Genomic DNA, 25,277 nt, shown 5'->3' with positions numbered 1-25,277 from the left:
AGGAGGGAAAAATCATTTTTTGTCGAAAATGTAATGAAATCAATGAAATGAGGGAGTGATACCCATGAGTGGAGATAAGGAACATTTACCGGGAATTCTTCCGTTGAAGAAAAGAGAAGAAACACAGAACCGATGGTTGTTTCATCGACTTAATACCCTTTTACCTTCCTTAATGAAAAAGCATAATCTTGATATGTGGATTATTGCGGGCAGAGAGTATAATGAAGATCCTGTTTTGAAAAGTCTCTATCCGGCATCAATAGATGGTTCCGGGAGATTGACGATTCTAGTGTTTTATCTTGACGGAGATCAACAATTGAAAAGGTGGGTACTGCACCCTAATCCTAACTTTGAGCCATTTTATGAACGGGTCTGGAAGCCTGAAGACTGTGATCAATGGGAGTGCCTTAAACGACTTGTAGAAGTTCATTGCCCTGATACCATTGCCTTGAACTATTCCCCAACGTTTGCTGCAAGTGATGGTTTAAGTCATTCGTTTTACCAACATTTAAGCATACTTCTCGATGAGTACTCACATAAATTTGTGTCTGCCCAACACATCATTGTTGATTGGCTGTCGATAAGGTCATCGAAGGAACTCACAGCCTACCCTTCAATAGGGGAACTTGCGAGGAAAATAGCGGCAGAAGCTTTATCCGGAGCGGTGATCCATCCTGGTATCACAACGACTGAAGATGTAGTTGATTGGACAAGGCAATGCGTATTGGATTTAGGAATGGAAACGTCATTTTACCCTACGGTGGATTTACAAAGAAAAGGGGCAGCGATGGAACGATTAGAAGGGGAAATCATTCGATGTGGAGATATTGTACATTTGGATTTTGGTATTCGTTATCTCGGTTTAGCGACAGACACCCAGCAACTCGCATACGTTCTCTATCCAGGCGAGGAAGAAGCTCCTGAAGGACTTCAATCCGCATTACAAACAGCTCTAAGATTTGAAGATATCATTACAGAAGAAATGAAGGTGGGAAGAACAGGTAATGAAGTATTTCAACGGGCAATGAACAAGGCAAGAGGTGAGGAGATAGAGGCAATGCTTTATTCTCACCCCATCGGATATCACTGTCATGAAGCAGGGGCCTTAATGGGATTATATGATCAACAAAGGGACATCCCCATAAAAGGGGATCTGCCTCTAACAGCAAATACATGCTATGCCTTGGAGTTCAACATCAAGCAATACGTTCCAGAATGGAATCAGATTGTCCCAATTTATCTGGAAGAGCCCGTTGCCTTCATACAGAATCAATTGAAATATATGGCGAAAAGGCAAATGGGCTTCTATTTAATATAATGAAAGAATGAGTACAATGAAGGGACTTGTACTCATTTTTTTTCTGCAAAAAACTCTACAAACTACTGCACTCTTTACATCATTGTTAGATTCATTTGAAAGATAGTACAATGATTCACCGATTTATTATCAAAATTTTCATTTACTTTTTTGTAGATAGTTTGTTTTTGAAACAAATGTTCAACAATATACATTAGGAGCTTATTTGTATTTGTGTATCTATAATTATTGGCAGTTAGGATGTATCAGCACAGAGTGGATTGTAGCGGAAGGCACTTAACTCCTGCGGGATATAGAGGAAAGGTCGAGACCCCACAGGGCATAGCCCGAGGAGGCTCGACTTCCTCCCCGCGGAAAGGAAGTGCCTGGAGCGAAAAGGAACGGTCCATATTTTCGCATTATGACACATTAAAAAGAATCATTTACATTTGTTATACAAGAGCATAATCAGTGGAGGGAACTAAATGAAGCAGCGAGTCATCATTTTCACGAAAAGAGCTCAAAAAAAAAATGGTGATATTCTCTTGACTTTATACCTAATGGGGTATATTATTGTAATTGTAGCAGGAAACAACAAGCCAACAGGAGGTGTCTTTATGGAATACAATTCACAAGTTAAGAATCGAATTAAACGTGTTGAAGGGCAGCTCCGTGGAATCGTAAGAATGATGGAGCAAGGGGAAGATTGTAAAGACGTTATCACTCAACTTTCCGCAGCAAAAACAGCTCTGGACCGTTCCGTAGGCTTAATTGTCAGTATGAATCTTGTAGAATGCGTAAGGGATTCACAAGAGACGGGTGAAAATACAGAAGACCTTGTAAAAGAAGCAGTGAATTTATTAGTGAAGAGTCGATAAAAAAGAAGTTGACATCTTTTTTTATATCATATAATATACCCTTATAGGTATTTTAAAAACAATCATTCTTAGGAGGAATTATAAATGAACGCAGATAAAGTACTAGATGCTAAAGGATTAGCCTGCCCGATGCCCATTGTAAAAACTCGAAAGGCAATAAAAGAAATTGAAGCTGGTCAAATTTTAGAGGTTCAAACAACGGATAAAGGTGCTAAAAGTGACTTAACAGCCTGGGCTAAATCTACAGGACATGAATTGCTCGATTCAAATGAAGAAAATGATGTATTTACATTCTGGATTAAAAAAGGATAATTTTTTTAAGGGGATCAATACCCCTTACAGTAATTAGGAGGAGATACAATGTCAGAAAGAAAAACAACCAATATTATTCTCTTTAGTGGAGATTATGATAAAGCGATGGCGGCATATATCATTGCGAACGGTGCGGCAGCGTATGATCATGACGTAACCATTTTCCATACATTCTGGGGATTGAATGCTTTAAGAAAAGAAGAAATGGTACCTGTGAAAAAAGGATTTATGGAGAAAATGTTTGGGCGTATGATGCCTCGTGGCGCAGATAAGCTGGGATTATCCAACATGAATTTCATGGGCATGGGTCCTAAAATGATCAAAGGTGTTATGAAGAAGCATAATGCTATGCCTTTACCTGATTTAATTGACATGGCAAGGGAACAAGAAATCAATCTGGTTGCGTGTACCATGACAATGGATTTATTAGGTTTACACAAAGATGAATTATTAGAAGAAATCGAGTATGCAGGAGTAGCTGCGTATTTAGCGGATGCTGAAAATGGTAACGTGAACTTATTCATCTAATTTTTTTGAAATAAAATATACCCTATGAGGTAATTGGAGGTTTTATAAATGAACACGATTGAAACAAACTTCGTATTAGATGCAAAGGGATTAGCTTGTCCAATGCCGATCGTAAAAACAAAAAAGGCCATGAATAACCTGGAAGCAGGACAAGTGATTGAGATCCAAGCAACAGACAAGGGTTCTAAGGCGGATCTTCAAGCTTGGGCAAAAAGTTCTGGCCATGATTATCTCGGAACCATTGAAGAAGGAGATGTTCTGAAGCACTTTGTCCGCAAATCAAGTGGTGAAGAGGCTGTAGAGCGTAAACATGAATCAGTAACGGATAATGATACATTGGCCGGAAAATTAGGCGATGAAAATGTCGTTGTTCTGGATGTCCGTGAAAAAGCCGAATATGCATTCAAACATATTCCAGGCTCGATCTCGATGCCATTTGGAGAGCTTGAAACACGTGCAGACGAATTGAATAAAGACAAGGACATTTATGTAGTTTGCCGTACAGGAAGCAGAAGCGACATGGCGGCGCAATTATTAGCTGAAAAAGGATTTACTAATGTTATCAATGTAGTTCCAGGCATGAGCGATTGGACTGGAGACGTTGAATCGAACGTGAAGTAAAGTATAAACACTAATACTGGGAGGTTAAATTATGTCAGTCAAACCAATGAATTCAAAAGAAGTAGCTCAAAAAGTCATGAACAGAGAAGGTTTATTCATTTTAGATGTTCGTAATGCAGATGCCTTTGAAGATTGGAAAATTGAAGGTGAAAAATTTGAATACCTGAACATCCCATACTTCGATCTTTTAGATGGTGTAGAAGAAATAATGGATAAACTTCCTAAGGATAAAGACATTCTTGTTGTATGTGCGAAAGAAGGTTCTTCTATTATGGTAGCGGAAATGCTTTCAGATGAAGGGATGGACGTTTCTTACCTTGAAGGCGGAATGAAAGCTTGGAGCGAACATTTGGAGCCTGTTAAAGTGGGTGAATTAACAAAAGGCGGAGAGCTTTATCAATTTGTACGTTTAGGAAAAGGTTGTCTATCCTATATGGTCGTGTCAAATGGTGAAGCAGCGATCGTCGATGCTACTCGTATGACTGATATCTTTATCGACTTTGCAAAAGAAAAAGGTGCAACGATTACAAATGTATTTGATACTCACTTGCATGCCGATCATATTTCTGGAGGACGTAACATTGCAGAAGCAACAAATGCTACCTATTGGTTACCTCCTAAAGATGCTGAAGAAGTTACCTTTGAATATGCTGCACTCGAAGACGGGAATAAAGTCGTGATTGGAAATACAACGATTGATATCACAGCTCTTTACTCACCGGGGCATACAATCGGTTCCACTTCATTTGTGATTGATGAAAAGTATTTACTATCTGGCGACATTCTATTTGTGGACAGTATCGGACGTCCGGATCTTGCCGGGAAAGCGGAAGATTGGGTAGCTGACCTTAGAGAAAGTCTTTACAAACGGTATAAAGACCTTTCTATGGAGCTTACCGTTTTACCGGCTCACTTTATGATTATTGATGAATTAAATGAAGATGGCTCCGTAGGTGAAAAGCTGGGAACATTATTTGCAAAAAACCACGGTTTAAATATCGAGAGTGAAGAAGAATTCAGAAAGCTGGTATCTGAAAACCTTCCACCTCAACCAAACGCGTATCAGGAAATTCGTGAAACGAACATGGGTAAAGTAACTCCAGATGAAGAGAAACAGCGTGAGATGGAAATTGGACCAAACCGTTGTGCCGTTCGATAATCAAGCGTACTAATCTAAAGAAATAATCAAAATGGGAACCTGTCAGAGAGGTTCCCGTTTTATTAGAAGAGGAGGAACAACACGATGGATTTGGCATTTATCATGACTATCTTTCTAATTGGATTTGTCGGCTCGTATATATCAGGAATGGTAGGGATCGGCGGTAGTATCATTAAATATCCCATGCTCCTTTATATTCCACCATTGCTTGGAGTAGCAACATTCACTGCTCACGAGGTTTCAGGTATTAGCGCAGTTCAAGTCTTCTTTGCCACACTGGGTGGGGTCTGGGCTTACCGTAAAGGAGGCTATCTTAATAAAACCCTCATCACTTACATGGGTGTAAGTATTTTAATTGGTAGCTTCATTGGCGGGTATGGTTCGAAATTCATGAGTGAGGCTGGAATTAATATTGTGTATGGAATTCTTGCATTAATTGCCGCTATCATGATGTTTATTCCCAAAAAAGGCATTGATGATATAAAACTCGAGGACGTTACATTTAATAAGTGGTTAGCGGCGATACTTGCCTTGATCGTCGGGATTGGAGCAGGTATCGTTGGAGCGGCAGGAGCTTTCCTATTAGTTCCGATTATGCTGGTGGTCCTTAAGATTCCGACAAGAATGACGATCGCTTCATCCCTTGCCATCACGTTGATTTCTTCAATCGGATCAACAATCGGAAAGATATCGACAGGTCAAGTGGAATATCTACCAGCTATGATTATGGTCGTAGCTAGTTTAATTGCATCTCCACTGGGCGCTATGGCAGGCAAGAAAATGAATACAAAGGTTCTTCAAATGATACTAGCCGTTTTAATCCTGGCTACAGCGATTAAAATCTGGCTCGATATACTTTAAACATTTAAAGCTTAGTTCTGATTCACCTAGTATCTTCTACCCTATAGAGGATTTCTAGTGAACAGAACTAAGCTTTTTTGTGTTGTAGCTTCGTGTCTGTTATAGTAGTGCACAAAAAAGTCATTGTAACTTTCCTCTGGCATTGTACGTCTAATCAACAGAAAGAAATAAGACTCTAGATGGATGAACATACTTAATGAGACTAGTACAATGGAAGAGTGGAATAGCTCTATTACCTATCCATCATGAAAAAGGGAGAATGATTTATGAAGAAATTGATTACCATTGCCTTACTATTATCACTAATGGTGGGCCTCATTCAGCCAGCATCTGCTGCAGATAATGATAAAAAAAGCATCAATGAAAAATTCGGCCTGCCTATCGTTGTATATGGAGAAACCCTTACCGGCGAACAAAAGAAAGAGGTTCAAGATCAATTAGGAATTGAAGACGGAACCGAAGTGGAAGAGTTCACGGCAACAGGCGAAGACCTTGTGAAGTATATTGAAGGTGAAAACCGTAATGCCCGTATGTTTTCCTCCGCCATGATTACTCGCAAAGAGAAAGGCGAGGGTCTGAAGGTTAATATTGTGACACCGGAAAATATTACGGAAGTGACGAATTCTATGTATTCCAATGCTTTATTAACTGCAGGCGTCGAGAACGCAGTAGTAGATGTGGCCTCTCCTGTAAAGGTAAGTGGTCATTCTGCATTAGTCGGAATTTATAAAGCGTATGATGTTAGTGGAGAGAAGCTTGATACGGTTCGTATGGAGGTTGCCAACGAGGAATTAACCGTGGCAACAGAACTTGCCAAAGAAGCTGGGATTGATAAGGAAGAAGTCAGCAACCTGTTAACCGAAATAAAGAAGGAAATAGCCGAACAAGATCCCGCTACGAAAGAAGAAGTGGAACAAATCGTTGAAGAGAAGCTTCAAACTCTGAACATCGAGCTAAGCCCGGAGGATCGCCAGTTATTAGTCGATTTGTTTGAAAAAATGAGGTCACTGGATATTAACTTTGATAATGTTCAACAACAATTAGATGACCTGACGAATGACATCCAAACCACGATTAAGGAGATTGTCAAAGATGAAGGATTCGGGCAAAAAGTGTCTGACTTCTTTACTGGCTTATTAAATGCCATCGCTGATTTCTTTAAATCCATTAAAAATCTATTTGGGTAATGGACTATTTTGTATTCATAATAAAAAAAGACTGAGTCTGCAATTGACTCAGTCTTTTATTTCAAGTAAAGGAAACCTTAGATAGACCGTTGTTCCTTTGCCTTCTTCACTATCTATAGACAAAGAACCATCGTGTTTATTCATGATTTCTTTGGCGATGGATAAACCGAGGCCATATCCTCCTGTATTTCTTGTTCTCGACAAATCCGAGCGGTAAAATCTTTCTCCGATACGGGATAAGGAACCTGCAGGAATGCCAATACCGGTATCCCTTATTTTTACAACAGCCATTCCACCTTCTTCGTACGATTGAATGAGAATGCGACTCTCTTCAGGAGAATATTTCAAGGCATTATCCAAAATATTATAGAATACTTGCATGACCCGGTTGGGATCCCCATTAATAATGGATTCTTCATTTAAATCATGTTGGACATCCATTTTTTTATTTTTTGCATGAGGGCGGATAAGTGTTAAAGAATCCATAATTAACTGAGAGAGTACAATCGGTTCAATATCTAAAGAAAAAGAGCTATCCTCCAATTTATTCAATTCAAGTAGCTCTGTAATTAATTTCTGCATCCGTATCGATTCTTTTTGAATTAGGTGCAGGCTTTCTTCCATTTCTTCAGGGTTCGTTTGAACCTTGTCGGTCAGTGCCTTTGCATATCCACCAATATAGGTAAGGGGAGTCCTTAATTCGTGGGCAACATTCGAAAGAAACTGACGTTTCCGTTCCTCTTGATGCTGAAGAGAATCGACCATACTATTAAATGTCAGGGCAAGTTCTGCCATTTCATCTCTCGAGTTCACATTGAGCCTGTCTGAAAAATCACCTTTAGCCACTTTATTTGAAAATTGTTGCATTTCCCTAACAGGTTTAAATAATGATCCTAAAGAAGATTGAATGATCAAGAACAATACAAAATAAAACATGACACCTGTGAGTACCAATATCGGAATCCCTTTACTAAACACTTCCGTCATTTCAGCCAAGGGGATGTAAATGAATAAATACCCCATTAATCTTTCTTCGTTCATAAGAGGAAAGATAGCTCCAATCACATTCCGATTAAATTCTGCTACATATCCTTCTTTCATTACCGGATTACCTTTAGCCAATTCTCTTTTGTCATCATTATTGATGAGAGGATTTGGGTCAATACGATATGGAAAGCTTTTGGTTAAGTCTTCAAGTTTCTCCACAACAGACACTTCGTAAGGGGAGATCACATTATACCAAAGGATTTTATCCCTCACACTCCCGCTTACGTCACCATAGTGATAGTGATCAGCTGTTCTCTGTCCTTGATAAAGCAGTGACTCCTTAACGGTCCCAATATATAGATCCTTATAGAGAAAATGAATAAATAGAAATGAAAAGACAATGGTTAAAAATAAGCTGCTTAATAATAGAAGAGAGACTTTTTTATTGAGAGTCAGATTGGAATTTTTCAAACGGATCCCTCGAACTTATAGCCAAGGCCCCACACGGTTTCGATCAAAGGTCCATGGTTCTTCAATTTCAGCCGTAATGTTTTAATATGGGTGTCCACTGTACGATCGCTTCCTTCATAATCACTTCCCCATACTTGATCGAGAAGCTGATCTCGCTTATACACTCTTCCTTGATTACGGGCCAGGAACAAGAATAGTTCATATTCTTTTAAGGTTAAGCGAGGTGAAAGTTCACCAACTGAAATCGTCCTTGATGCCAAATTAAATGACACCGGTCCATATCGTTCAATCATTGAATGTTGGGACGATTGAGTTCCGTAGGATCTTCTCAGGATCGTTTCGATTCGTGCAACAAGTTCCTCAGCATTAAATGGTTTAACCATATAGTCGTCACTTCCGAGCCTAAGTCCTTTCACCTTGTCTAAATCATCTCCCTTTGCCGAAAGGAAGAGGAAGGGGACCTGGCTTGTTTCCCGAACCTCTTTTAGTAATTGATAACCATCCATGAATGGCATCATGATATCCACAACCATGATATCCACATGTGTTTTATTCAGCTGATCAAGGGCAGCGAGTCCATTCTCTGCATCTAAGCAGAAATACTGATCTCTATTTAAATACAGTTTGATCAGCTGCCTCATTTCCGGCTCATCATCCACAATCAGGACATTCCATTTTTTCAACGTAAACCACTCCTATCCATACTGCAATGGCATAAGTTTTATTATAGACGAAATTAGTGAATTTTTTATGATATAAGAAACATTTACCGTAGTAGCTTTTTCCATTTTAGCATGAATTACGGCAGGGGTCGGAAACGGAAATCCGTTCATGGCTCACTACTTTTCCCAAACAGGGACATTTGCCCTTCCCTTTTTCCCATTTCTTAATAGGCTAATAAAGAGGAGTGACGAAGATGTATGAGAGGAGAACCATATACAGAAAGAATTTGATGAGCCTATTTAATTCCGGATCCGGATTTCCAAACCTTGGGACTGGATATGGCGGCAATCCTCCAGGCGTGTATCAAGGCTATGTACCATGGGAAGGTAACCAGGGTCAAGGAGGGGGATTCGGTGGAGGACCAGGTTATTATAATCAAGGACCTTATGGTAGTACTGTGGGACCCCAAGGTTTTCCGCCGCCAGGATTTCCACAGCCCGGTTACGGTCCACCACCATTTGGGCCGGCAGGAGGATACGGGTATGGTATTAATCCAATCGGTGCAGGTTTAATTGGTCTTGGATTAGGCTTTCTTGGAGGACAGATTGTAAATAGCCCATTTAAGGGCCCACATAAACGCTACTATTATTATCTATAATATATCAAACCGACTCTATGGACAGAGTCGGTTTTTCTATGGATATATACAGCACTTGACTATATACCTAGTAGGGTATATTATAAAACTATAAAGTAAATGCTTTGGAATCAGATTAATTCAAACAGATGAGGTGATATTTTGGAATTTATTGGAGTGATTGTTCTAGCTATACTAATTTATCTTTATGTGATGATGAAGAAACCAGGGAAAAATATCAAACAAATTTCAACGAATGAATTAAAATCATTGTTTGGTAACACTGACAAGCAATTCATTGATGTTCGTACGCCGGGAGAATTCAGACAAAATCACATCAGACACTTTAAGAATATGCCATTACAGTCTTTACAACAACACGCTCACAAATTATCGAAGGATAAAGAAATCATTGTGATTTGTCAAAGTGGAATGAGAAGTGCCAGTGCCTGTAAAGTACTTAAAAAGCAAGGGTTCACAACGGTTACTAATGTTAAGGGTGGAATGAATTCTTGGTCCAAATAATAGAGTGGCTATAAACTTTGAGGGAGAGGGAATATTAATGAGAATAATTTCAGCAAGTAGGGTAAATGAACGATTAACAGCTGGAGAAACATTAAATATTATTGATGTTCGCGAAGCAGCTGAGGTAAGAAGTGGGAGAATTCCAACAAGTATCCACCTTCCATTGGGCCTTCTGGAATTTCGAATGAATGAATTAGACAAGAAGAAAGAGTACATCGTGGTTTGTCAATCCGGCGGCAGAAGCAGTCAAGCTGTAAAGTTTCTCGACTATCAAGGATTCAATGTAACAAATATGGACGGCGGAATGCTCGCATGGGAAGGTAAAGTAGATTAAATCATTCTTTCTTCGATTTTCATTATTGGAAAAAAATTAATTTAAATACCCCTGTAGGTTTAAAAGGTGGAATATAGGATAATTTATATACGATGGGATGAAAATAGTAAGAGGGAGGAATTCATCATATGACAAATGTAAAAGAATTGACGGCAAAGGAACTAACGAAAAAGATACTCAATGGAGACAGCATGTTTATTCTGGACGTTCGTCCACAGGATGACTTCGATGATTGGAAGGTAGAAGGGAAGAACGTAAAAATAATAAATAAGCCCTTTTCCGAACTGAAGGACAATCTTGGATCTGTTCAGTCCACTTTACCACGTGATGAAGCCATTTACGTAATATGTGCAAAAGGAAATTCTTCCACGAAAACGGCAGAAATGCTGGTAGAAGCAGGAATGGACAACATTTATTCCGTAAATGGAGGCATGCAGGCTTGGAGTGAATATTTAGAGCCTGTAAAAATTGGGGATGTTTCAGGTGGTTCACTCTATCAATTTGTCCGTATCGGGAAAGGTTGTCTATCTTATGCTATCGTTTCAAATGGAGAAGTAGCTTTTGTTGACACCAGCCGAATTTTGAAACCTTATAAGAAATTTATTCAAGACCATGAAGTATCGGTGAAAGCAGTTCTTGATTCGCATCTGCATGCAGATCATATCTCAGGCGGACGGTCTTTAAGTAATGAATACAATTCTCCTTATTATTTGCCTCCTAAAGATGCAGAGGACGTTCAATACGAATATAAAGAATTAAATGATGACACGGTCATTAATGTGGGTGATACGACCATTAAAGCTGTATACTCTCCTGGACATACGATTGGGAGCACTTCCTTTATTGTGGCCGATCACTACTTGTTAACAGGCGATATTTTGTTTATTGATTCAATAGGCAGACCTGATTTAGCTGGTAAAGCAGAAGACTGGGTAGGGGACTTAAGGAAAACTTTGTATAAGAGGTATAAAGATCTTGCGGATGAATTGATTGTCTTACCTGCCCACTTTATGACAATCGATGAGATGAATGAAGATGGATCGGTGTCTCATCCTCTAAAAGCTCTATATAGAGAAAATCATGGATTAAACATAGAAGATGAGCAGGAATTCCGAAGAACAGTTACGGAAAATCTTCCTCCTCAACCAAATAGCTATGAAAAAATTCGTGAAACCAACATGGGTAAAATGCATCCGGAAGAAGAGGAACAACGTGAAATGGAAACTGGCCCAAACCGATGTGCGGTGCGATAAAATAAAATGGTGGTTTGAAAAGAGCATAGTTAAATCATGCAATCATCCTCAATAAGGATGATTGCATGTATATGGAAGAATCAGGGAAGTGGACATGCATGAACGGAACAAATGAATCAAAATATATTCAGCAGCACCTAGCAAACGAACGAACATTCCTGGCTTGGATTCGTACAGCGATTGCAATTATCGGGATTGGTTTCCTCACAACAAGCTTGCATTATAACTCGCTTCAAGGAGATGCCGTCCAAGATCGAATCGCCGTCTCCATAAGTGCTGTATCGATCATTATCGGGTTAGTTATCATTATTGGATCGACCGTTAACTACTACCGGACGAGGAGGCATATAAACACACAAACATTTGTATCTGCAGATGCCTTCATCAAGATGATGGCGATTGTAGCAACCATTGTCCTTATTTTTGTAACCGTATATTTTTTTATCCTGAATTGAAAAAGCTGAACGAGGGGGTTTAACCCACTCGTTCAGCTTTATTAATCTTGTTTTTTTTCATTGTAATATTGAACCGAAGTCATGGCTCCTTCACTCACCATGGAATTGTCTTCAATATTTCCAGGGTCTGGATTTCCGCCTTTTTCAACAGGTAAATCTTCTTTTCTTCTCTTTTTGAATTTCGTTACCAATCCTTCTTTAACATTGTGCAGCTGATTACGCTTCTCCTTCGATGATAAGATCCATCCTAATGAACCGGCCGTAACCGTTGCACCAACAAGTAAGGTTTTATTTACTCTCATTTTCTTCTTCCTCCTTCAGGGAATATATAGTTTGTATAGTATGTTCTTTATTTTCCCGGCATACATGAATTTAAACATTAGTGATTGATTCAAATAATTACAGGAGTGGACAATTATAGAATTCTAGTTAAAAATATACATAATAGATGTAAAGCAAAGGGAGGAAGTAATCAATGAAGGATATTACCAAACAAAGTGTCATTGGATTTATTGGAACAGGTGTAATGGGACAAAGCATGGCTGGTCATCTGCTCGAGACAGGTTACCAGGTGGTCGTATACAATCGTACGAAAGAGAAAGCATCGAAGCTTATACATAGAGGTGCAAAATGGGCAGACACACCAAGGAAAGTGGCTGAAATTTCGGATGCAGTCATTACGATCGTAGGATATCCAACAGATGTAGAAGAAATATACCTCGGTGAAAATGGAATTCTTCATCATTTAACACGTGACTCACTTGCCATTGATATGACCACTTCATCTCCAAAATTAGCAGAGAGAATCTTTGAAGTGGGCAAGGATAAAGGAATATCGACATTAGATGCCCCTGTTTCAGGTGGAGATATCGGAGCCAAAGAAGCTAGGCTTTCAATCATGGTAGGAGGAGACGAGGAATCATTCGAAACGGCAAAGCCCCTTTTAGACCTTCTGGGTTCAAATGTTGTGTATCAAGGAAAGGCAGGAGCGGGACAGCACACGAAGATGTGTAACCAAATCACGATTGCTTCTAACATGATGGGAGTAAGTGAAGCCCTTCTTTATGCAAAGAAATCAGGCTTGAATCCAGATAATGTGCTTAAGAGTATCACCTCGGGAGCGGCAGGCAGCTGGTCCCTTAGTAATCTGGTTCCGCGAATGATTAATGAGGACTATGCTCCCGGTTTTTATGTAAAGCACTTTATCAAAGATCTTAAGATTGCCCTGGAATCATCCAGGGAGATGGGAATCAATACACCGGGGTTAGAGCTGGCCCTCTCATTATATGAAGAATTGGCTCAGAATGGTGAAGAAAACAGCGGCACTCAAGCTCTTATAAAATTATTGGAGACATAACAGCGACTGCTGCCTGTATATCATACTTCACTATTAATTGGGAATGATAGGAGGGTGTTGTTACTAATTTGAAGGTATGGTGATTCTTTTGAAAAAAAATACGTTTAAGCAATTTTCGACACTTATATACACGTTTGGTTCTATCATGACCGTAGTTGCCTTCCTTGTATCCTATTTCCAAACGAAAACGATCATTCAAGCAATTAAGAAGTATAGTCCGTATAATTAAGGTCTAATGTTTGCAATATCTAAACGTAAATTAGACAATGATAGTGAAGATAAGTGAGGAGGGGTCCTGTTGAAGTTAACGGGAAAAAAAGTCATTCAATTAGTAAGTGCAGATTTTGAAGATCTTGAACTGTGGTATCCTGTATTACGTTTGCGTGAAGAAGGAGCAATTGTACATATTGTCGGTGAAAATGCAAATCAAGAATACATCGGGAAATACGGGGTTCCGATTGTTTCAGAATACGCGTTTAAAGATATCAATCCGGAAGACTATGATGCCATCCTCGTACCGGGTGGATGGTCACCTGATAAGTTGCGCCGCTATGAAGATGTGATTTCTATGGTTCAAACCATGGATAAGAGTAAGAAGCCGATCGGTCAAATCTGTCATGCAGGTTGGGTTTTGATTTCAGCCAAAATTCTTCAAGGTGTAAAAGTCACCAGCACACCGGGAATAAAAGATGACATGGAAAATGCGGGGGCAACCTGGGTAAATGAATCTGTCGTCACAGATGGTCATATTGTTTCAAGCCGCAGACCACCCGATTTACCAGACTATATGAGGGAATTCATTGAAGTATTAGCAAAATAAATGCACAATTAAAAGGACTGGCGACATGAGAAACTGTAATTTTAGTTTCATGTGGACCAGTCCTTTTTCGTCCCTATTTCTTTTTTTCTCTTTTATTTCGATCATTCACCCGTGCGAAAAACGTCTGTTTCACAGATTGATGGGTCGTAATCGCTGCACCCGTTGCGATGAATCCATTGGCAATACCATTGAAATCAAACCCCAAAGTCCAGCCGCTGGCAGCAACCCCTGCGAGTAACAAGATCCAAATAATCAACCAATCCGGAATGTGAGGAGTCCGCTTCAATGCATACCCTAAAACCCATAGCACTGGAACGAGTACAGTGACTTGGGGATCGATTGAAATGCCACTTAATAAATTTTCGATCATATGTTTCACTCCCTAAAAGAAAAATGACTTCTATTAAAGCTTATTCGAACAGGATGATGTTTCATGACAACCTGTACCCGAAGATTTAGGGGAAAGTGAAAACAGCAAGCACAAGCGGTGAAAATAAATGAAGTGGTACTTTCATTGAAATGTTTCCAAAAGAAAACTGACCTATAAAGTGACATAGTAATTGTTCAATGATATTATATTGATTGACCTAATATAAAAAGGAGCTGTTTATAATGGCGAAAAAAGGATACATACAATTTCAAACAGGTGAAAAAATCGAATTTGACCTATTTCCAAATGAAGCACCTGGAACAGTGGCAAATTTCGAAAAATTAGCAAATGAAGGTTTCTACAACGGTTTAAGCTTCCACCGTGTCATCCCTGGTTTCGTAAGCCAAGGCGGATGCCCTGATGGTAATGGTATGGGTGGTCCTGGTTATACAATCAAATGTGAAACAGAAGGAAATCCACATAAACATGAAGAAGGTTCATTATCCATGGCCCACGCTGGTAAAGATACTGGAGGAAGTCAGTTCTTCATCGTTCATGAGCCACAGCCTCACCTTAACGGCGTTCATACCGTCTTCGGAAAAGTGACTTCAGGAATCGACATCGCGAAATCAATGAGAAACGGCGACGTTATGGAGAAAATGGAAGTATACGACGCGTAATGAAAGAGGGACGGACCTTGGTCCGATTCTTTTGTGAACGAATATCTATTGATGGAAAAGAAAAACAATAGTTGAAATGCCATTCATGATGATGTATTATACTAATACAGGCTGCGTTGTACGTAATCATAACGAAGTTTTAACCTTTAAACTGTAATAGGGAGTTTTACATCGAAGTTGGAATGTCAAGCCTCCACGATTTGAGGACGACAGGAAACCTTCTGCAAACACCCACTTTGAGGAGTGGTGGTTTAAAACTTTCTTATATCAAATTACGGCAAATGTGGCTCCTTACATTAGTATCTCAAGCCAGTTCCCAATCGGGGGCTGGCTTTTTTATATCTATAAAAATAATCAGTCAATAAAAAAGACCGAATTCCTAAAGGGAATTCGGTCTGAAGGTTTTTATAGCGAGGCCCCTCCCGTCCGTACATGGTTAAGTGTCCCGCAACAAGCGAATGTTCGGGAGAGGCAAGCTAATTGTATCACGCAATGGCAAGATAAGCAAAAAGATCTAGCGCAGCACTCCAAGACGTAATAGATGTTGCTCAATGTCGATGAAATCATTCACTTCAATATGAGGAGTATTGTTTTCTTTCAGGATATCCTGTAATGCTTTCATGGCAAAAGTGATATCTGCCACTTTGGCAGGATGACTATCTGGTTCACTATCACCTGCAAAATAAATGGTCTCATACTCTTTTTTGAGATCAGTAAGAACTTTTGATTTGTCGATTCCATATCTTTCGGAGTGATGTGGATGTTCAGGATCAATATTCATATGTACATTCTTCTCTTCATAGTATCCTTCATTTGAGTATACCTCAACGCCAGTAATTGCGTACTGCCCAAGAATATGATGAATATAGTAATCCGTACCTGCGCTTAATATATAGAAGTCCCCTCCTTGTGACTGCACTTTACGGATGAAGGAAGGAACGTGTTCATCAATCTCCAGAGAATGTATATCTTCAATGATCTGACTTTCTTCTTGATGTATGGACGTGAAAACCTGACGCAAAAAATCGATGTCCTTTATTTTTCCAGACTTCCATTGTTTGTATAAAGCTTGCCCCTCTTCAAAGTACTTCTCCAGTACAAGATGATAAAAATCCTTTTTAGAGATCGTACCATCAAAGTCCGAAACAAATGCCCATTTTTTCATACCATCTCCTCCTCATTACTAGTCCAGTCGATTGTATCATGTTTAAAGCAGGGGATGGAAGCGAGGAGGGGGAGGTGAACTTTAATTATATTATGTAAACTGTTTTAACATACGAAAAAGGTCACCTCACTAAAGAGTAAGGTGATCATGTGTTATTTCTTCAAGCTGGCTAAAAATCCTTTCAATACTTCTGGTGTGCGTTTGACTTCTTGAACGGTGTTGGTGATGGTCGTCTTTTTGTATTCGATATCTCCCTGAATCTCTCCTTGTGTTTCTTGTAGCTGGTTCGTTTCGGAAGAAATTTTGTCCATTCTGGTTTGAATGTTTGCCACCGTTTGATTCATTTCATTAATAACGGGTCGGGTCGTCTTCACTGTTTTCATAAGTGCGACTCCCAACATGACTATAGCAACCACAATTAACGCAATACTTGCATATACAATCCACATGTAAAGTTCACCTCAATAAACGTTGTTTTTAGTTGTATTCCCTAAAAACGTTGATAATAACGTAAGGATAATTTATTTTTCTTCCTGGTTTACTAATTCCCGTATAGCTAGTAATCTAAAATATAAGATTAACGTAAACGAAAAAAGGAGAGAGAAAGATGATTAAAGCCATCATGTTTGATTTAGATGACACATTATTATGGGACTCCAAAAGTATTGAAGTAGCATTTAAAGCAACTTGCCGTTATGCACAGACGAAAGTGGGGGTGGATCCCCAAGATTTAGAGCTTAGTGTCAGAGAAGCTGCGACAAAGTTGTATTCAACCTATGATACATATGAATTCACACAGAATATTGGTATTAACCCCTTTGAAGGACTTTGGGGAGACTTCCTGGATGAACATGATAAAGGCTTCCTTAAGATGAAAGAAATCGTCCCAACTTACCGCAAAAAGGCCTGGACGTCCGGGTTACAATCTTTAGGCATTACGGATGCAGAGCTTGGGGCAGAATTATCCGAGCGATTCCGCAAAGAAAGAAAAGAGAAACCTTACGTGTATGAAGATACCTTTCGTGTGTTAAATGAAGTGAAGGGAAATTTTCAACTGTTGTTATTAACGAATGGTTCACCTCATTTACAGAATACAAAACTTGATAAGACACCTGAACTCGTGCCTTATTTTGAAGAAATTATCATCTCAGGAGATATCGGTAGAGGGAAACCGGATTCAGCAATGTTTCTTCATGCTTTAGAGAGGCTTAAGCTTCAAAAGGACGAAGTGATCATGGTAGGAGATAATTTAAATACAGACATTCGCGGGGCTTCAAATCTCGGTATCACAACGGTTTGGATTAATCGACGTCAGCAAAAACCTCAAGATATTATCCCTGATTATGAAATCAAAGAGCTCCATGAAGTTCTCGAGATCGTAAATAACATGAAATAGGAGGCTTCCTTGTGAAGCTTCTTTTTTTACTCACTCCGACCAGTCATAATAGCCTATTACCCTACATACTATTCACGGACATCTCATTTAATAAGGAAGGGGGTACTCTCATGGGAATAGGAATTCATCACGTTAACGTTCATGCATCACGCTCACATGTATGGGAATTCATTCGTGATATGAATGCCTGGGCTCCTCTTGTTCCAGGGTACAAAGAGCATACCATTGTTTCAGATGTTCAATCGACTTGGAAATTCACCCTGCATTTTGGAGTGTTGAGCAAAACGGTGCATGTGAAGGTACTGGTTACAGAATGGAAGGAACCATCCGAAGTCATGTTCATATTAAGGGGGATCAATCAAAAGTTTACAGGTGAAGGTTTTTTTAAGGCTGATGAAGTAAACTCTTCCATCACGGCTATCACGGGGTGTCTCACGATTGAATCCACAAGTTCACTGGCTAAAATCCTTGAATCTACATTTGATAAAATGGTGCACGAGCTCACCAAGGAACTAACGGAAGCGGTTGGTGAAGCGATTGAGAGAGGCAAGCAATGACATGCATGCCCTGAACTATGGGGCCCCGCGTAGTTCTGTTTTCATTTATCATCATTCAGGGGCAGCTTGTATGCTATAATGAACTATTTGTAAGCAAGAGATTTGTTAGATATAGAAGAAATACATACACTATAAAGTACATATAGGGATAACGTGTAAAACATATAAAGGGGTCTTACCATGCAAAACCTTCAAATACTTCGTGAAGAAGCCGTAGAAGAAACAAAACGAAAAATAGAAGATGATATCACACTTTACTTAGAGAAACATGAGAATTTGCCTTCATTTCAGGATTATGTTACAGAAAGAAGTGCTTTCTTTCACAACATCTGGACTAATATCTGGCTTAACAAGGTAACCAATGATGTTCTTCGAAGCCATAAAAAAGCCTTCTTAAGAAATGAAGGTTATGATATCGAAGGGACAGATAAGAAACTGATTAACAAGTTATTTCGCAATGAGATAAGAGATTTTCAGCCATTTCATATTTTAAACTGGTTAATGGAATATCCACCTTCAGCAAACGATTGGAAAGAGCGCCATCAACATGTTAGAGAAAACTATTTAAAAAAACACGAAGAAAAAAAGCAAGCAGCCCTTCAAAAAGATATTCAAAAAAAGATCCTCTCCTTCATAAACAAGCAAATGGATGAGCTTGAACTGTATTGGTATGTGGAGTTACGCCATTTATTTGCTAAAAAATTTGTACAAGATCTGGGATTAAAAACAAAGTATCGCCATACTGAACCATATATGCTGGAAGAGAAACTGGAAGAGGAAGGAAACTTCACTAGTGATTCTTTTACAACGATATCTGATTTCCTTAAGGAATTTACAGGCTCCATTCACAAGAAGAGTGAAAACTGGGATGGACACGTATGGGAATATGAAACCTATTTCTATCCGTACGAGCGTTTCATCTTTTATTATTCAGAGCAAATTGTATACCGCTCACTCCTGAGTCATATGCCTGAAGAATTATTGTCTGAATACGATGATGTATTCGGTCAGCCCTTATCGGAAGAACGATTGAGCAGGCTTAGTCACCATTTTCTCCTTACGTTGAAGTCAACCTTTTTCACAATGATTCAAGAGGAGTATGTTGTGGACTTATATCAGGTTGTAGAAGTTCCTTTTGATGAGGATATTCACCTTTCCATTTATGAAAGAGATTTAACAGAGCGAGAGAAGAGAAAGGCTGCTGAGCTAACAGAGTTGAAAAGGAAGCAGGAAGAAGAACAGCGAATGATGGAAGATATTTTTGGAAGGGAGTATAGTCCTTCATTCCGGGGTGATATCAAGTATACCCTCCATATCGGTGAAACGAATACAGGGAAGACCCATCATGCCATAAGCCGGATGAAAGAAGCGAAAAGCGGCATGTATTTAGCTCCACTCCGCCTCCTCGCCCTGGAGGTATTTGATACATTGAACACAGATGGAGTACCCTGTAATCTGAAAACAGGAGAAGAGGAAAAAGAAGTCCCTTTGGCAAAGCACGTATCGTCTACCGTAGAGATGTTCCGTGAAAAGGACGAATATGAAGTGATTGTAATCGATGAGGCTCAGATGCTCGCCGATCAAGATAGAGGTTTTTCATGGTACCGTGCGATTACGAAAGCAAAAGCAAAAGAGGTACATATTATCGGAAGTGAAAATGTCCGGGAGCTGCTAATGGAATTAGTGGGTGAAGGAAACATTGAAGTCCATGATTACAAAAGAGAAATTCCTTTGCAGGTCGAATCGAAAGAATTCCAATTGCGGCATGCCAAAAAAGGAGATGCACTCGTCTGCTTTTCCCGCAAGAAGGTATTGGATACGGCATCAAGGTTGCAAAATAATGGACATAAGGTCAGCATGATTTACGGCAGTATGCCTCCTGAAACAAGAAAGAAACAAATGATGCAATTCATTAAAGGGAAGACAAACATGATTGTGTCAACTGATGCAATCGGAATGGGCTTGAATTTACCGATACGAAGAATCGTATTCCTGGAAACCGATAAATTTGACGGAACGAGAAGGAGAAGGCTGACATCCCAGGAAGTAAAGCAGATTGCCGGTCGTGCCGGCAGAAAAGGACTGTACAATGAAGGGAAAGTAGCTTTTACAAAGGATATTAAAGTAATGAAACATCTGTTAGATCAGCCTGATCGATCTCTCGAAACATTTGCCATCGCACCGACAAGCGCTGTGTTTGAACGTTTTCAACGCTATTACCATGACCTTGATACGTTTTTCTACTTTTGGGAGAAATTCAAAAGTCCTTATGGCACGGAAAAAGCCTCCCTATTCGAGGAGAGGGAGTTATATGAACTCATTCGAGGAACCGATATCGAGGCGAAGCTTACATTGAATGATCTGTACGGATTTTTACATCTCCCTTTTTCGAAAAAAGAGGCTCAGTTAACCGAGCAGTGGCTAGAGTGCATGAACGCCATTGTACACGGAGAAGAATTACCCGAACCACCTATAAATAACAAAAACCTGGAACAAAAAGAAGTATCCTACAAGGCTGTCGGTCTGCATCTATTATTCTTATATCGATTGGGAAGACAAACGGAGGCCTATTACTGGGAGAGGGTTAGAAGTGAAATCGCCGATGGAGTACACGAAAGTCTCAGGACAGAGGTCACCAGTATGAGTCAGACGTGTAAACAATGCGGAAAGAAATTACCTCCAAACTTCGGGTTTCCAATTTGTGATCGGTGTCATGCAGCCAGGGTGAAAAGAAGAACGAGAAGAAAGCCTCCATATTCGTAAGCCATGAGCAAATAAAAAGTGGAAATATGCGATTTATGGTACGATCAGATACGAATTGATAATGTAAATAGAGGTGTATAGGATGAAAATTGAAATTTGGTCAGATTATGTATGTCCATTTTGTTATATAGGGAAACGTCATTTAGAGGAAGCTCTCCAACAATTCCCTGAAAGAGATCAAGTTGAGATTGCTTTCAAGAGCTTTGAGTTAGATCCCGATGCACCTGTGGATACAGACATGAGCATTCAGGAAATTCTTTCGAAAAAGTATGGAACTTCTCTTGAACAAGCAAAAAACATGACTGACAGCATGACGAAACAAGCAGCAACGGTAGGTCTGGACTTCCGCTTTGATACCAGTATTCCAACGAATACATTCGATGCACATCGCCTGACAAAATATGCAAAAACGAAAGGAAAAGAGACAGAGCTTACTGAAATGCTGTTACACGCTCACTTTACTCTTTCAAAGCATATCGGTGACAAGGAAACGCTGGTAGGATTAGCAGAACAAGCCGGATTGGATGCTGAAGAATCACAAGCTGTACTAGAAGGTGATGAATTCACACAGGATGTCCGAGCCGATGAAAAAGAAGCAAGACAAATAGGTGTTCAAGGTGTCCCATTCTTTGTGATCAACCGCAAATATGCTATTTCAGGTGCACAGCCAAGTGACGTATTTTTAAGCTCCATCCAAAAAGTATGGGAAGAAGAGAATCAGACGGATTCGCTCCAGCCACTGGGAACCGATGGTATGGCTTGTGACGAAAATGGATGCGATGTTCCTCCATCTAAATCATAACTCAAAGGCCACGTTCAGCAAAAAAAAGCAAGTGAGCGTTACTCACTTGCTTTTTTAGTGGTTATGAAGATCAATGTTAATTACTAAAGAAGTTCTCTGTGAAATACGGCTGTGCTTTTCCGTTGAATGCGACTCCGACACCTAAATGTTCATAATGGGGTTGAAGGATGTTTTCCCTGTGCCCTTTTGAGTTCATCAATCCCTCATGGGCGAAGATGGAACTTAATTGCCCATAGGCTAAGTTTTCTCCTGCCGTACGAAAGGCTACCTGATCTTCTTCCATGCGGTCGAATGGGGATTCGCCATCGAGATTGGTATGACTGAAATAGTTCTGTTCCGCCATGTCCAGACTATGTTTTCTTGCCGTGTCCCTGACTTGATCGTCCCAAGAGAGTGCATTTAATCCTTTTTCCACACGAGTAGCATTTGTGAGGTCAAAAAGCTGGAATTCAAATCCTTCCTTCAACTCGGAACTCGCTTCTGAATAGAAATTCTTCTTATTTGCTTCCAGGCTTTCATCGATTATTTGTATGGCCGTGACGGTGTCGTTTTCATGCTTGTCATAGAACACAGTTACGTAGCTTCCATCCACTTGATAGACTTCCTGTTCTCCATTGTTTTGGAGTTGATATAGAGTCAATCCTTTTCGGATGTTTGAGAGTGGTTCACCGAGTTCATTCTGAACCACCTCTTTGGATACCCCCATTTCAATTCCCGATGAGGAGGAAAGGAGGTCTTGATTGGTGTAAAGCCCATTAACCTGGTTATTTTCATCATAAGAAACCATTAAGAAATTACGGTAGTTTTCGTGATAGGCATACCAGGAAACTCCGTATTCATTAGTGGAATGTCTCTTTGCTTCTCCCAGCTCTTGCTCAAGGTTCTCTTTTGAATCTCCCATTTCAATATTATAGATAGAGAAGGTTTGATCACTTGGTACTGTTAAAGTTGGTTTTTCTACAGGGTTCTCTTCCTTTATATTAGAGGGATTTTCGAGATCTCTAAATGACTCGTCCAATTTAATGAGCAGAAGGTTTACTTCGTTGTATAGTTGATTGAAGGTGTCTTTCACTTTTGGACTGTTCTTTATTTCTTCAATTTTTGTGAGCACAGAATCGAATTCTGTTGCTTCCACTTTGTCTTCCCATGCGGGTTTTGATATATAGGCAAAAGCAACTATCATAATAAGTAAAAACAATCGTCTCAATCGCTAACACTCCATTCTATCTTCCATTGTATCCAAATTAATAAATAAGTAAAAAGGGAAATGCTTATTCACTATGTTCAGTACCCATTCTCAACCATCTTCAATCAAAAGAACCTGTTTTAGTATGGTTGGCTCTGGGTAAGATAAAAGCATAGGCAGGCACGACAAACTTACATATAAGGGGAAATTCACGATGAAATTATCTCATGAAGAACGAATTCAACTACATGAATTTAATAACTTAACGAAGTCATTAAGTTTTAATATGTACGATATTTGCTACACCAAGACCCGCGAAGAGCGTGAAGCGTATATTGAATATATCGATGAACAATATAACGCTGATCGGTTAACGAAGATCCTGACACATGTATCGGATATTATTGGCGCACACGTCTTGAACGTTTCTAAGCAGGATTATGTCCCACAGGGTGCGAGTGTGACAATCCTGGTGTCTGAAGGACCGATAGTTGAAGTACCCACGGAACATTTTGATGAATCTCCGGGACCACTACCATCCACAGTTACGATGCATCTTGATAAGAGCCATATTACGGTTCATACGTACCCTGAGTATCATCCTCACGAAGGGATTTCTACTTTCCGGGCAGATATCGATGTCTCTACTTGCGGGGAGATTTCTCCACTTAAGGCGTTGAATTATCTTATTCACTCATTCGACACAGACATCATGACGATGGATTATCGGGTGAGAGGATTTACACGTGATATCAATGGACGAAAATTATTTATCGATCATGATATTAATTCGATTCAGAATTACATTCCAGAGGAAATCAAAGATGAGTATGACATGATCGATGTAAATGTGTATCCTCAGAATATCTTTCATACAAAATGTAAGTTGAAAGATTTTGATTTAAATAACTATTTATTCGGCTATTCAAAAGAAAAGCTGGATGAAAGTGAAATGGATGAAATTACAGATAAAGTGAAAATGGAAATGGATGAAATCTTTTACGGTAAGAACATTCCTAAACCATAATCATGGTGGAAACACACTCCGTCACGAGCAGATACGTGTCGGAGTGTGTTTTTTTGTATGAAATCTCATTATTGCGAAAATAGAATGAGAGAAGGGAAATGTATCTGTCTTGAAGAATAGGTAAATATGCTTGAAAATAGAAGGAGGAACAAGGAATGAATTCACATGAAATTGAATACAAATTACATGGAGATGATATGCAGTTCGTTGAAATAGAATTGGATCCAGGAGAAAGTGCCGTAGCCGAAGCTGGTGGAATGATGATGATGGAAGACGGAATCGGGATGGAAACAATCTTTGGAGATGGATCCAAGGGTAGTGGGACCGGGGGATTTTTGGGTAAGCTTGTTGGTGCAGGAAAACGTGTATTAACGGGTGAAAGCTTGTTCATGACCGTATTTACCAATGAGGGGATGGGTAAGAAGCATGTATCATTCGCTGCTCCTTATCCAGGAAAAATCATCCCGGTTGATCTCAGTGAATTAGGAGGGAAAGTTGTTTGTCAAAAGGATGCCTTTCTATGTGCAGCGAAGGGAGTATCCGTTGGAATCGATTTTCAAAAGAAATTAGGAACTGGCTTCTTCGGTGGTGAAGGATTTATTATGCAGAAGCTTGAGGGCGACGGGTTAGCCTTTCTTCATGCCGGAGGGACGATTTATAGAAAAGAACTTCAACCTGGGGAGTTGTTACGGGTAGATACGGGTTGTTTAGTGGCCATGACGAAAGATGTGGACTACAATATCGAATATGTTGGAAAAATTAAATCTGCCTTCCTTGGCGGAGAAGGATTGTTTTTTGCCACGGTCCGTGGACCTGGAACCGTCTGGATTCAGTCACTTCCATTCAGTCGTTTAGCAGAAAGAATTTATGCAAGTGCTCCCCAGGGTGGAGGTCGTTCGACTGGTGAGGGAAGTTTACTTGGTGGAATCGGTGATTTTCTAAACGGAGACGATTGATTCACGGCTATACATTAAAAGCATTTCCCA

Annotated in this window: 30 protein-coding genes and 1 other RNA gene; 24 read left to right on the top strand and 7 right to left on the bottom strand. The window is 39.7% G+C overall.

Features of this window, described 5'->3' with window-relative positions; translation table 11 throughout:
• Positions 1-64 precede the first annotated feature (64 nt).
• From ACIFOD_RS21260 to ACIFOD_RS21225, 8 genes are all read left to right on the top strand, one after another.
• Positions 65-1,318 carry a M24 family metallopeptidase gene (locus tag ACIFOD_RS21260; protein ID WP_430316158.1) on the top strand — a complete coding sequence of 418 codons (1,254 nt, stop codon included), beginning with the start codon at positions 65-67 and terminating at the stop codon, positions 1,316-1,318.
• 596 nt (positions 1,319-1,914) lie between these two features.
• Positions 1,915-2,175, top strand: coding sequence for a metal-sensitive transcriptional regulator (locus ACIFOD_RS21255; protein WP_428974361.1), 261 nt, complete (start codon positions 1,915-1,917; stop codon positions 2,173-2,175).
• 84 nt (positions 2,176-2,259) lie between these two features.
• Positions 2,260-2,487, top strand: a complete 228-nt coding sequence (locus ACIFOD_RS21250; protein WP_149156042.1) for a sulfurtransferase TusA family protein — start codon at positions 2,260-2,262, stop codon at positions 2,485-2,487.
• Between the two features lie 48 nt (positions 2,488-2,535).
• Positions 2,536-3,015, top strand: coding sequence for a DsrE/DsrF/DrsH-like family protein (locus ACIFOD_RS21245; protein ID WP_397551256.1), 480 nt, complete (start codon positions 2,536-2,538; stop codon positions 3,013-3,015).
• 48 nt (positions 3,016-3,063) lie between these two features.
• Positions 3,064-3,636: a sulfurtransferase TusA family protein gene (locus ACIFOD_RS21240; RefSeq protein ID WP_430316157.1), complete on the top strand. Its 573-nt coding sequence runs from the start codon at positions 3,064-3,066 to the stop codon at positions 3,634-3,636.
• Between the two features lie 31 nt (positions 3,637-3,667).
• Positions 3,668-4,795, top strand: coding sequence for an MBL fold metallo-hydrolase (locus ACIFOD_RS21235; protein WP_430316156.1), 1,128 nt, complete (start codon positions 3,668-3,670; stop codon positions 4,793-4,795).
• 84 nt (positions 4,796-4,879) lie between these two features.
• Entirely contained in the window at positions 4,880-5,656 is a 777-nt protein-coding gene (locus ACIFOD_RS21230) for a sulfite exporter TauE/SafE family protein (RefSeq protein WP_397551259.1), read from the top strand.
• 266 nt (positions 5,657-5,922) lie between these two features.
• Positions 5,923-6,843, top strand: coding sequence for a DUF1002 domain-containing protein (locus ACIFOD_RS21225; RefSeq protein WP_430316155.1), 921 nt, complete (start codon positions 5,923-5,925; stop codon positions 6,841-6,843).
• A gap of 48 nt (positions 6,844-6,891) precedes the next feature.
• Here ACIFOD_RS21225 and ACIFOD_RS21220 read toward each other — a convergent pair whose 3' ends face one another.
• Positions 6,892-8,301 carry a sensor histidine kinase gene (locus tag ACIFOD_RS21220; RefSeq protein ID WP_430316154.1) on the bottom strand — a complete coding sequence of 470 codons (1,410 nt, stop codon included), beginning with the start codon at positions 8,299-8,301 and terminating at the stop codon, positions 6,892-6,894.
• Positions 8,298-8,984, bottom strand: coding sequence for a response regulator transcription factor (locus ACIFOD_RS21215; RefSeq protein ID WP_430316153.1), 687 nt, complete (start codon positions 8,982-8,984; stop codon positions 8,298-8,300). Before ACIFOD_RS21215 ends, ACIFOD_RS21220 begins: the two co-directional genes overlap by 4 nt.
• 269 nt (positions 8,985-9,253) lie before the next feature.
• On the opposite strand from ACIFOD_RS21215, the gene ACIFOD_RS21210 reads away from it, so the two are divergent.
• The 5 genes from ACIFOD_RS21210 (at position 9,254) to ACIFOD_RS21190 (ending at position 12,168) form a co-directional block, all read left to right on the top strand.
• Positions 9,254-9,622 (top strand): hypothetical protein, encoded by a 369-nt coding sequence (locus tag ACIFOD_RS21210; protein WP_430316152.1) that lies wholly within the window; start codon positions 9,254-9,256, stop codon positions 9,620-9,622.
• Positions 9,623-9,763: 141 nt separating this feature from the next.
• A complete protein-coding gene (locus ACIFOD_RS21205) occupies positions 9,764-10,126 on the top strand; it encodes a rhodanese-like domain-containing protein (RefSeq protein ID WP_430316151.1) in 363 nt (120 codons plus the stop codon).
• Positions 10,127-10,163: 37 nt separating this feature from the next.
• Positions 10,164-10,460 (top strand): rhodanese-like domain-containing protein, encoded by a 297-nt coding sequence (locus ACIFOD_RS21200; RefSeq protein ID WP_430316150.1) that lies wholly within the window; start codon positions 10,164-10,166, stop codon positions 10,458-10,460.
• A gap of 128 nt (positions 10,461-10,588) precedes the next feature.
• Complete coding sequence (locus ACIFOD_RS21195) at positions 10,589-11,713, top strand: MBL fold metallo-hydrolase (RefSeq protein WP_430316149.1); 1,125 nt, start codon at positions 10,589-10,591, stop codon at positions 11,711-11,713.
• 65 nt (positions 11,714-11,778) lie between these two features.
• Positions 11,779-12,168: a YidH family protein gene (locus tag ACIFOD_RS21190; protein ID WP_430316148.1), complete on the top strand. Its 390-nt coding sequence runs from the start codon at positions 11,779-11,781 to the stop codon at positions 12,166-12,168.
• A gap of 41 nt (positions 12,169-12,209) precedes the next feature.
• Here the strand turns inward: ACIFOD_RS21190 and ACIFOD_RS21185 are convergent, their stop codons facing one another.
• On the bottom strand, positions 12,210-12,470 hold the full coding sequence (locus ACIFOD_RS21185) for a hypothetical protein (protein WP_113967931.1): 261 nt from the start codon (positions 12,468-12,470) through the stop codon (positions 12,210-12,212).
• A 173-nt stretch (positions 12,471-12,643) separates the two neighbouring features.
• On the opposite strand from ACIFOD_RS21185, the gene ACIFOD_RS21180 reads away from it, so the two are divergent.
• The 3 genes from ACIFOD_RS21180 to ACIFOD_RS21170 all read left to right on the top strand — a co-directional run bounded on the left by ACIFOD_RS21180 (position 12,644) and on the right by ACIFOD_RS21170 (position 14,345).
• Complete coding sequence (locus tag ACIFOD_RS21180; RefSeq protein ID WP_430316147.1) at positions 12,644-13,525, top strand: NAD(P)-dependent oxidoreductase; 882 nt, start codon at positions 12,644-12,646, stop codon at positions 13,523-13,525.
• An 88-nt stretch (positions 13,526-13,613) separates the two neighbouring features.
• A complete protein-coding gene (locus ACIFOD_RS21175; RefSeq protein ID WP_428974351.1) occupies positions 13,614-13,754 on the top strand; it encodes a hypothetical protein in 141 nt (46 codons plus the stop codon).
• A gap of 69 nt (positions 13,755-13,823) precedes the next feature.
• A complete protein-coding gene (locus ACIFOD_RS21170) occupies positions 13,824-14,345 on the top strand; it encodes a type 1 glutamine amidotransferase domain-containing protein (protein WP_430316146.1) in 522 nt (173 codons plus the stop codon).
• 73 nt (positions 14,346-14,418) lie between these two features.
• Here the strand turns inward: ACIFOD_RS21170 and ACIFOD_RS21165 are convergent, their stop codons facing one another.
• The gene (locus tag ACIFOD_RS21165; protein ID WP_148968893.1) at positions 14,419-14,715 is read right to left on the bottom strand and encodes a phage holin family protein; all 297 of its coding nucleotides are present in this window, start codon (positions 14,713-14,715) and stop codon (positions 14,419-14,421) included.
• 242 nt (positions 14,716-14,957) lie between these two features.
• Here ACIFOD_RS21165 and ACIFOD_RS21160 point away from each other — a divergent pair, with 242 nt between their 5' ends.
• Together ACIFOD_RS21160 and ssrS are read left to right on the top strand one after the other, a co-directional pair.
• Positions 14,958-15,395 carry a peptidylprolyl isomerase gene (locus ACIFOD_RS21160; protein WP_397551272.1) on the top strand — a complete coding sequence of 146 codons (438 nt, stop codon included), beginning with the start codon at positions 14,958-14,960 and terminating at the stop codon, positions 15,393-15,395.
• A gap of 105 nt (positions 15,396-15,500) precedes the next feature.
• Positions 15,501-15,689, top strand: a non-coding RNA gene (gene ssrS, locus ACIFOD_RS21155) — 6S RNA.
• Positions 15,690-15,909: 220 nt separating this feature from the next.
• Here ssrS and ACIFOD_RS21150 read toward each other — a convergent pair.
• Together ACIFOD_RS21150 and ACIFOD_RS21145 are read right to left on the bottom strand one after the other, a co-directional pair.
• A complete protein-coding gene (locus tag ACIFOD_RS21150) occupies positions 15,910-16,560 on the bottom strand; it encodes an MtnX-like HAD-IB family phosphatase (protein WP_430316145.1) in 651 nt (216 codons plus the stop codon).
• A gap of 152 nt (positions 16,561-16,712) precedes the next feature.
• Positions 16,713-17,009 carry a DUF948 domain-containing protein gene (locus ACIFOD_RS21145; protein ID WP_113967925.1) on the bottom strand — a complete coding sequence of 99 codons (297 nt, stop codon included), beginning with the start codon at positions 17,007-17,009 and terminating at the stop codon, positions 16,713-16,715.
• A 158-nt stretch (positions 17,010-17,167) separates the two neighbouring features.
• On the opposite strand from ACIFOD_RS21145, the gene ACIFOD_RS21140 reads away from it, so the two are divergent.
• From ACIFOD_RS21140 to ACIFOD_RS21125, 4 genes are all read left to right on the top strand, one after another.
• The gene (locus ACIFOD_RS21140) at positions 17,168-17,956 is read left to right on the top strand and encodes an HAD family hydrolase (RefSeq protein ID WP_430316144.1); all 789 of its coding nucleotides are present in this window, start codon (positions 17,168-17,170) and stop codon (positions 17,954-17,956) included.
• Positions 17,957-18,066: 110 nt separating this feature from the next.
• On the top strand, positions 18,067-18,513 hold the full coding sequence (locus ACIFOD_RS21135; protein WP_430316143.1) for a CoxG family protein: 447 nt from the start codon (positions 18,067-18,069) through the stop codon (positions 18,511-18,513).
• A 180-nt stretch (positions 18,514-18,693) separates the two neighbouring features.
• A complete protein-coding gene (locus ACIFOD_RS21130) occupies positions 18,694-21,276 on the top strand; it encodes a helicase-related protein (protein WP_430316142.1) in 2,583 nt (860 codons plus the stop codon).
• A gap of 82 nt (positions 21,277-21,358) precedes the next feature.
• Positions 21,359-22,078 (top strand): DsbA family oxidoreductase, encoded by a 720-nt coding sequence (locus ACIFOD_RS21125; protein WP_430316141.1) that lies wholly within the window; start codon positions 21,359-21,361, stop codon positions 22,076-22,078.
• Between the two features lie 76 nt (positions 22,079-22,154).
• Here ACIFOD_RS21125 and ACIFOD_RS21120 read toward each other — a convergent pair whose 3' ends face one another.
• Complete coding sequence (locus ACIFOD_RS21120; protein WP_430316140.1) at positions 22,155-23,285, bottom strand: CAP domain-containing protein; 1,131 nt, start codon at positions 23,283-23,285, stop codon at positions 22,155-22,157.
• Positions 23,286-23,478: 193 nt separating this feature from the next.
• On the opposite strand from ACIFOD_RS21120, the gene speD reads away from it, so the two are divergent.
• Entirely contained in the window at positions 23,479-24,291 is an 813-nt protein-coding gene (speD, locus tag ACIFOD_RS21115) for an adenosylmethionine decarboxylase (RefSeq protein ID WP_430316139.1), read from the top strand.
• A 155-nt stretch (positions 24,292-24,446) separates the two neighbouring features.
• On the top strand, positions 24,447-25,247 hold the full coding sequence (locus ACIFOD_RS21110) for a TIGR00266 family protein (RefSeq protein ID WP_397551281.1): 801 nt from the start codon (positions 24,447-24,449) through the stop codon (positions 25,245-25,247).
• The last annotated feature ends 30 nt before the right edge of the window (positions 25,248-25,277 follow it).

The organism is Rossellomorea sp. NRS-1567 (genome assembly GCF_050467885.1).
GTDB lineage: Bacteria > Bacillota > Bacilli > Bacillales > Bacillaceae_B > Rossellomorea > Rossellomorea aquimaris_C.
Note: the sequence above shows the minus strand (reverse complement) of the source record. Positions and strands in the feature narration are given on the sequence as shown.

Bases quoted from the DNA above. Each gene is read 5' to 3' on its own strand.
- ACIFOD_RS21260 (WP_430316158.1), top strand. From the start codon at position 65: ATGAGTGGAGATAAGGAACATTTACCGGGAATTCTTCCGTTGAAGAAA.
- ACIFOD_RS21255 (WP_428974361.1), top strand. From the start codon at position 1,915: ATGGAATACAATTCACAAGTTAAGAATCGAATTAAACGTGTTGAAGGG.
- ACIFOD_RS21250 (WP_149156042.1), top strand. From the start codon at position 2,260: ATGAACGCAGATAAAGTACTAGATGCTAAAGGATTAGCCTGCCCGATG.
- ACIFOD_RS21245 (WP_397551256.1), top strand. From the start codon at position 2,536: ATGTCAGAAAGAAAAACAACCAATATTATTCTCTTTAGTGGAGATTAT.
- ACIFOD_RS21240 (WP_430316157.1), top strand. From the start codon at position 3,064: ATGAACACGATTGAAACAAACTTCGTATTAGATGCAAAGGGATTAGCT.
- ACIFOD_RS21235 (WP_430316156.1), top strand. From the start codon at position 3,668: ATGTCAGTCAAACCAATGAATTCAAAAGAAGTAGCTCAAAAAGTCATG.
- ACIFOD_RS21230 (WP_397551259.1), top strand. From the start codon at position 4,880: ATGGATTTGGCATTTATCATGACTATCTTTCTAATTGGATTTGTCGGC.
- ACIFOD_RS21225 (WP_430316155.1), top strand. From the start codon at position 5,923: ATGAAGAAATTGATTACCATTGCCTTACTATTATCACTAATGGTGGGC.
- ACIFOD_RS21210 (WP_430316152.1), top strand. From the start codon at position 9,254: ATGAGCCTATTTAATTCCGGATCCGGATTTCCAAACCTTGGGACTGGA.
- ACIFOD_RS21200 (WP_430316150.1), top strand. From the start codon at position 10,164: ATGAGAATAATTTCAGCAAGTAGGGTAAATGAACGATTAACAGCTGGA.
- ACIFOD_RS21195 (WP_430316149.1), top strand. From the start codon at position 10,589: ATGACAAATGTAAAAGAATTGACGGCAAAGGAACTAACGAAAAAGATA.
- ACIFOD_RS21190 (WP_430316148.1), top strand. From the start codon at position 11,779: ATGTATATGGAAGAATCAGGGAAGTGGACATGCATGAACGGAACAAAT.
- ACIFOD_RS21185 (WP_113967931.1), bottom strand. From the start codon at position 12,470: ATGAGAGTAAATAAAACCTTACTTGTTGGTGCAACGGTTACGGCCGGT.
- ACIFOD_RS21180 (WP_430316147.1), top strand. From the start codon at position 12,644: ATGAAGGATATTACCAAACAAAGTGTCATTGGATTTATTGGAACAGGT.
- ACIFOD_RS21165 (WP_148968893.1), bottom strand. From the start codon at position 14,715: ATGATCGAAAATTTATTAAGTGGCATTTCAATCGATCCCCAAGTCACT.
- ACIFOD_RS21160 (WP_397551272.1), top strand. From the start codon at position 14,958: ATGGCGAAAAAAGGATACATACAATTTCAAACAGGTGAAAAAATCGAA.
- ACIFOD_RS21150 (WP_430316145.1), bottom strand. From the start codon at position 16,560: ATGAAAAAATGGGCATTTGTTTCGGACTTTGATGGTACGATCTCTAAA.
- ACIFOD_RS21145 (WP_113967925.1), bottom strand. From the start codon at position 17,009: ATGTGGATTGTATATGCAAGTATTGCGTTAATTGTGGTTGCTATAGTC.
- ACIFOD_RS21140 (WP_430316144.1), top strand. From the start codon at position 17,168: ATGATTAAAGCCATCATGTTTGATTTAGATGACACATTATTATGGGAC.
- ACIFOD_RS21135 (WP_430316143.1), top strand. From the start codon at position 18,067: ATGGGAATAGGAATTCATCACGTTAACGTTCATGCATCACGCTCACAT.
- ACIFOD_RS21130 (WP_430316142.1), top strand. From the start codon at position 18,694: ATGCAAAACCTTCAAATACTTCGTGAAGAAGCCGTAGAAGAAACAAAA.
- ACIFOD_RS21125 (WP_430316141.1), top strand. From the start codon at position 21,359: ATGAAAATTGAAATTTGGTCAGATTATGTATGTCCATTTTGTTATATA.
- speD (WP_430316139.1), top strand. From the start codon at position 23,479: ATGAAATTATCTCATGAAGAACGAATTCAACTACATGAATTTAATAAC.
- ACIFOD_RS21110 (WP_397551281.1), top strand. From the start codon at position 24,447: ATGAATTCACATGAAATTGAATACAAATTACATGGAGATGATATGCAG.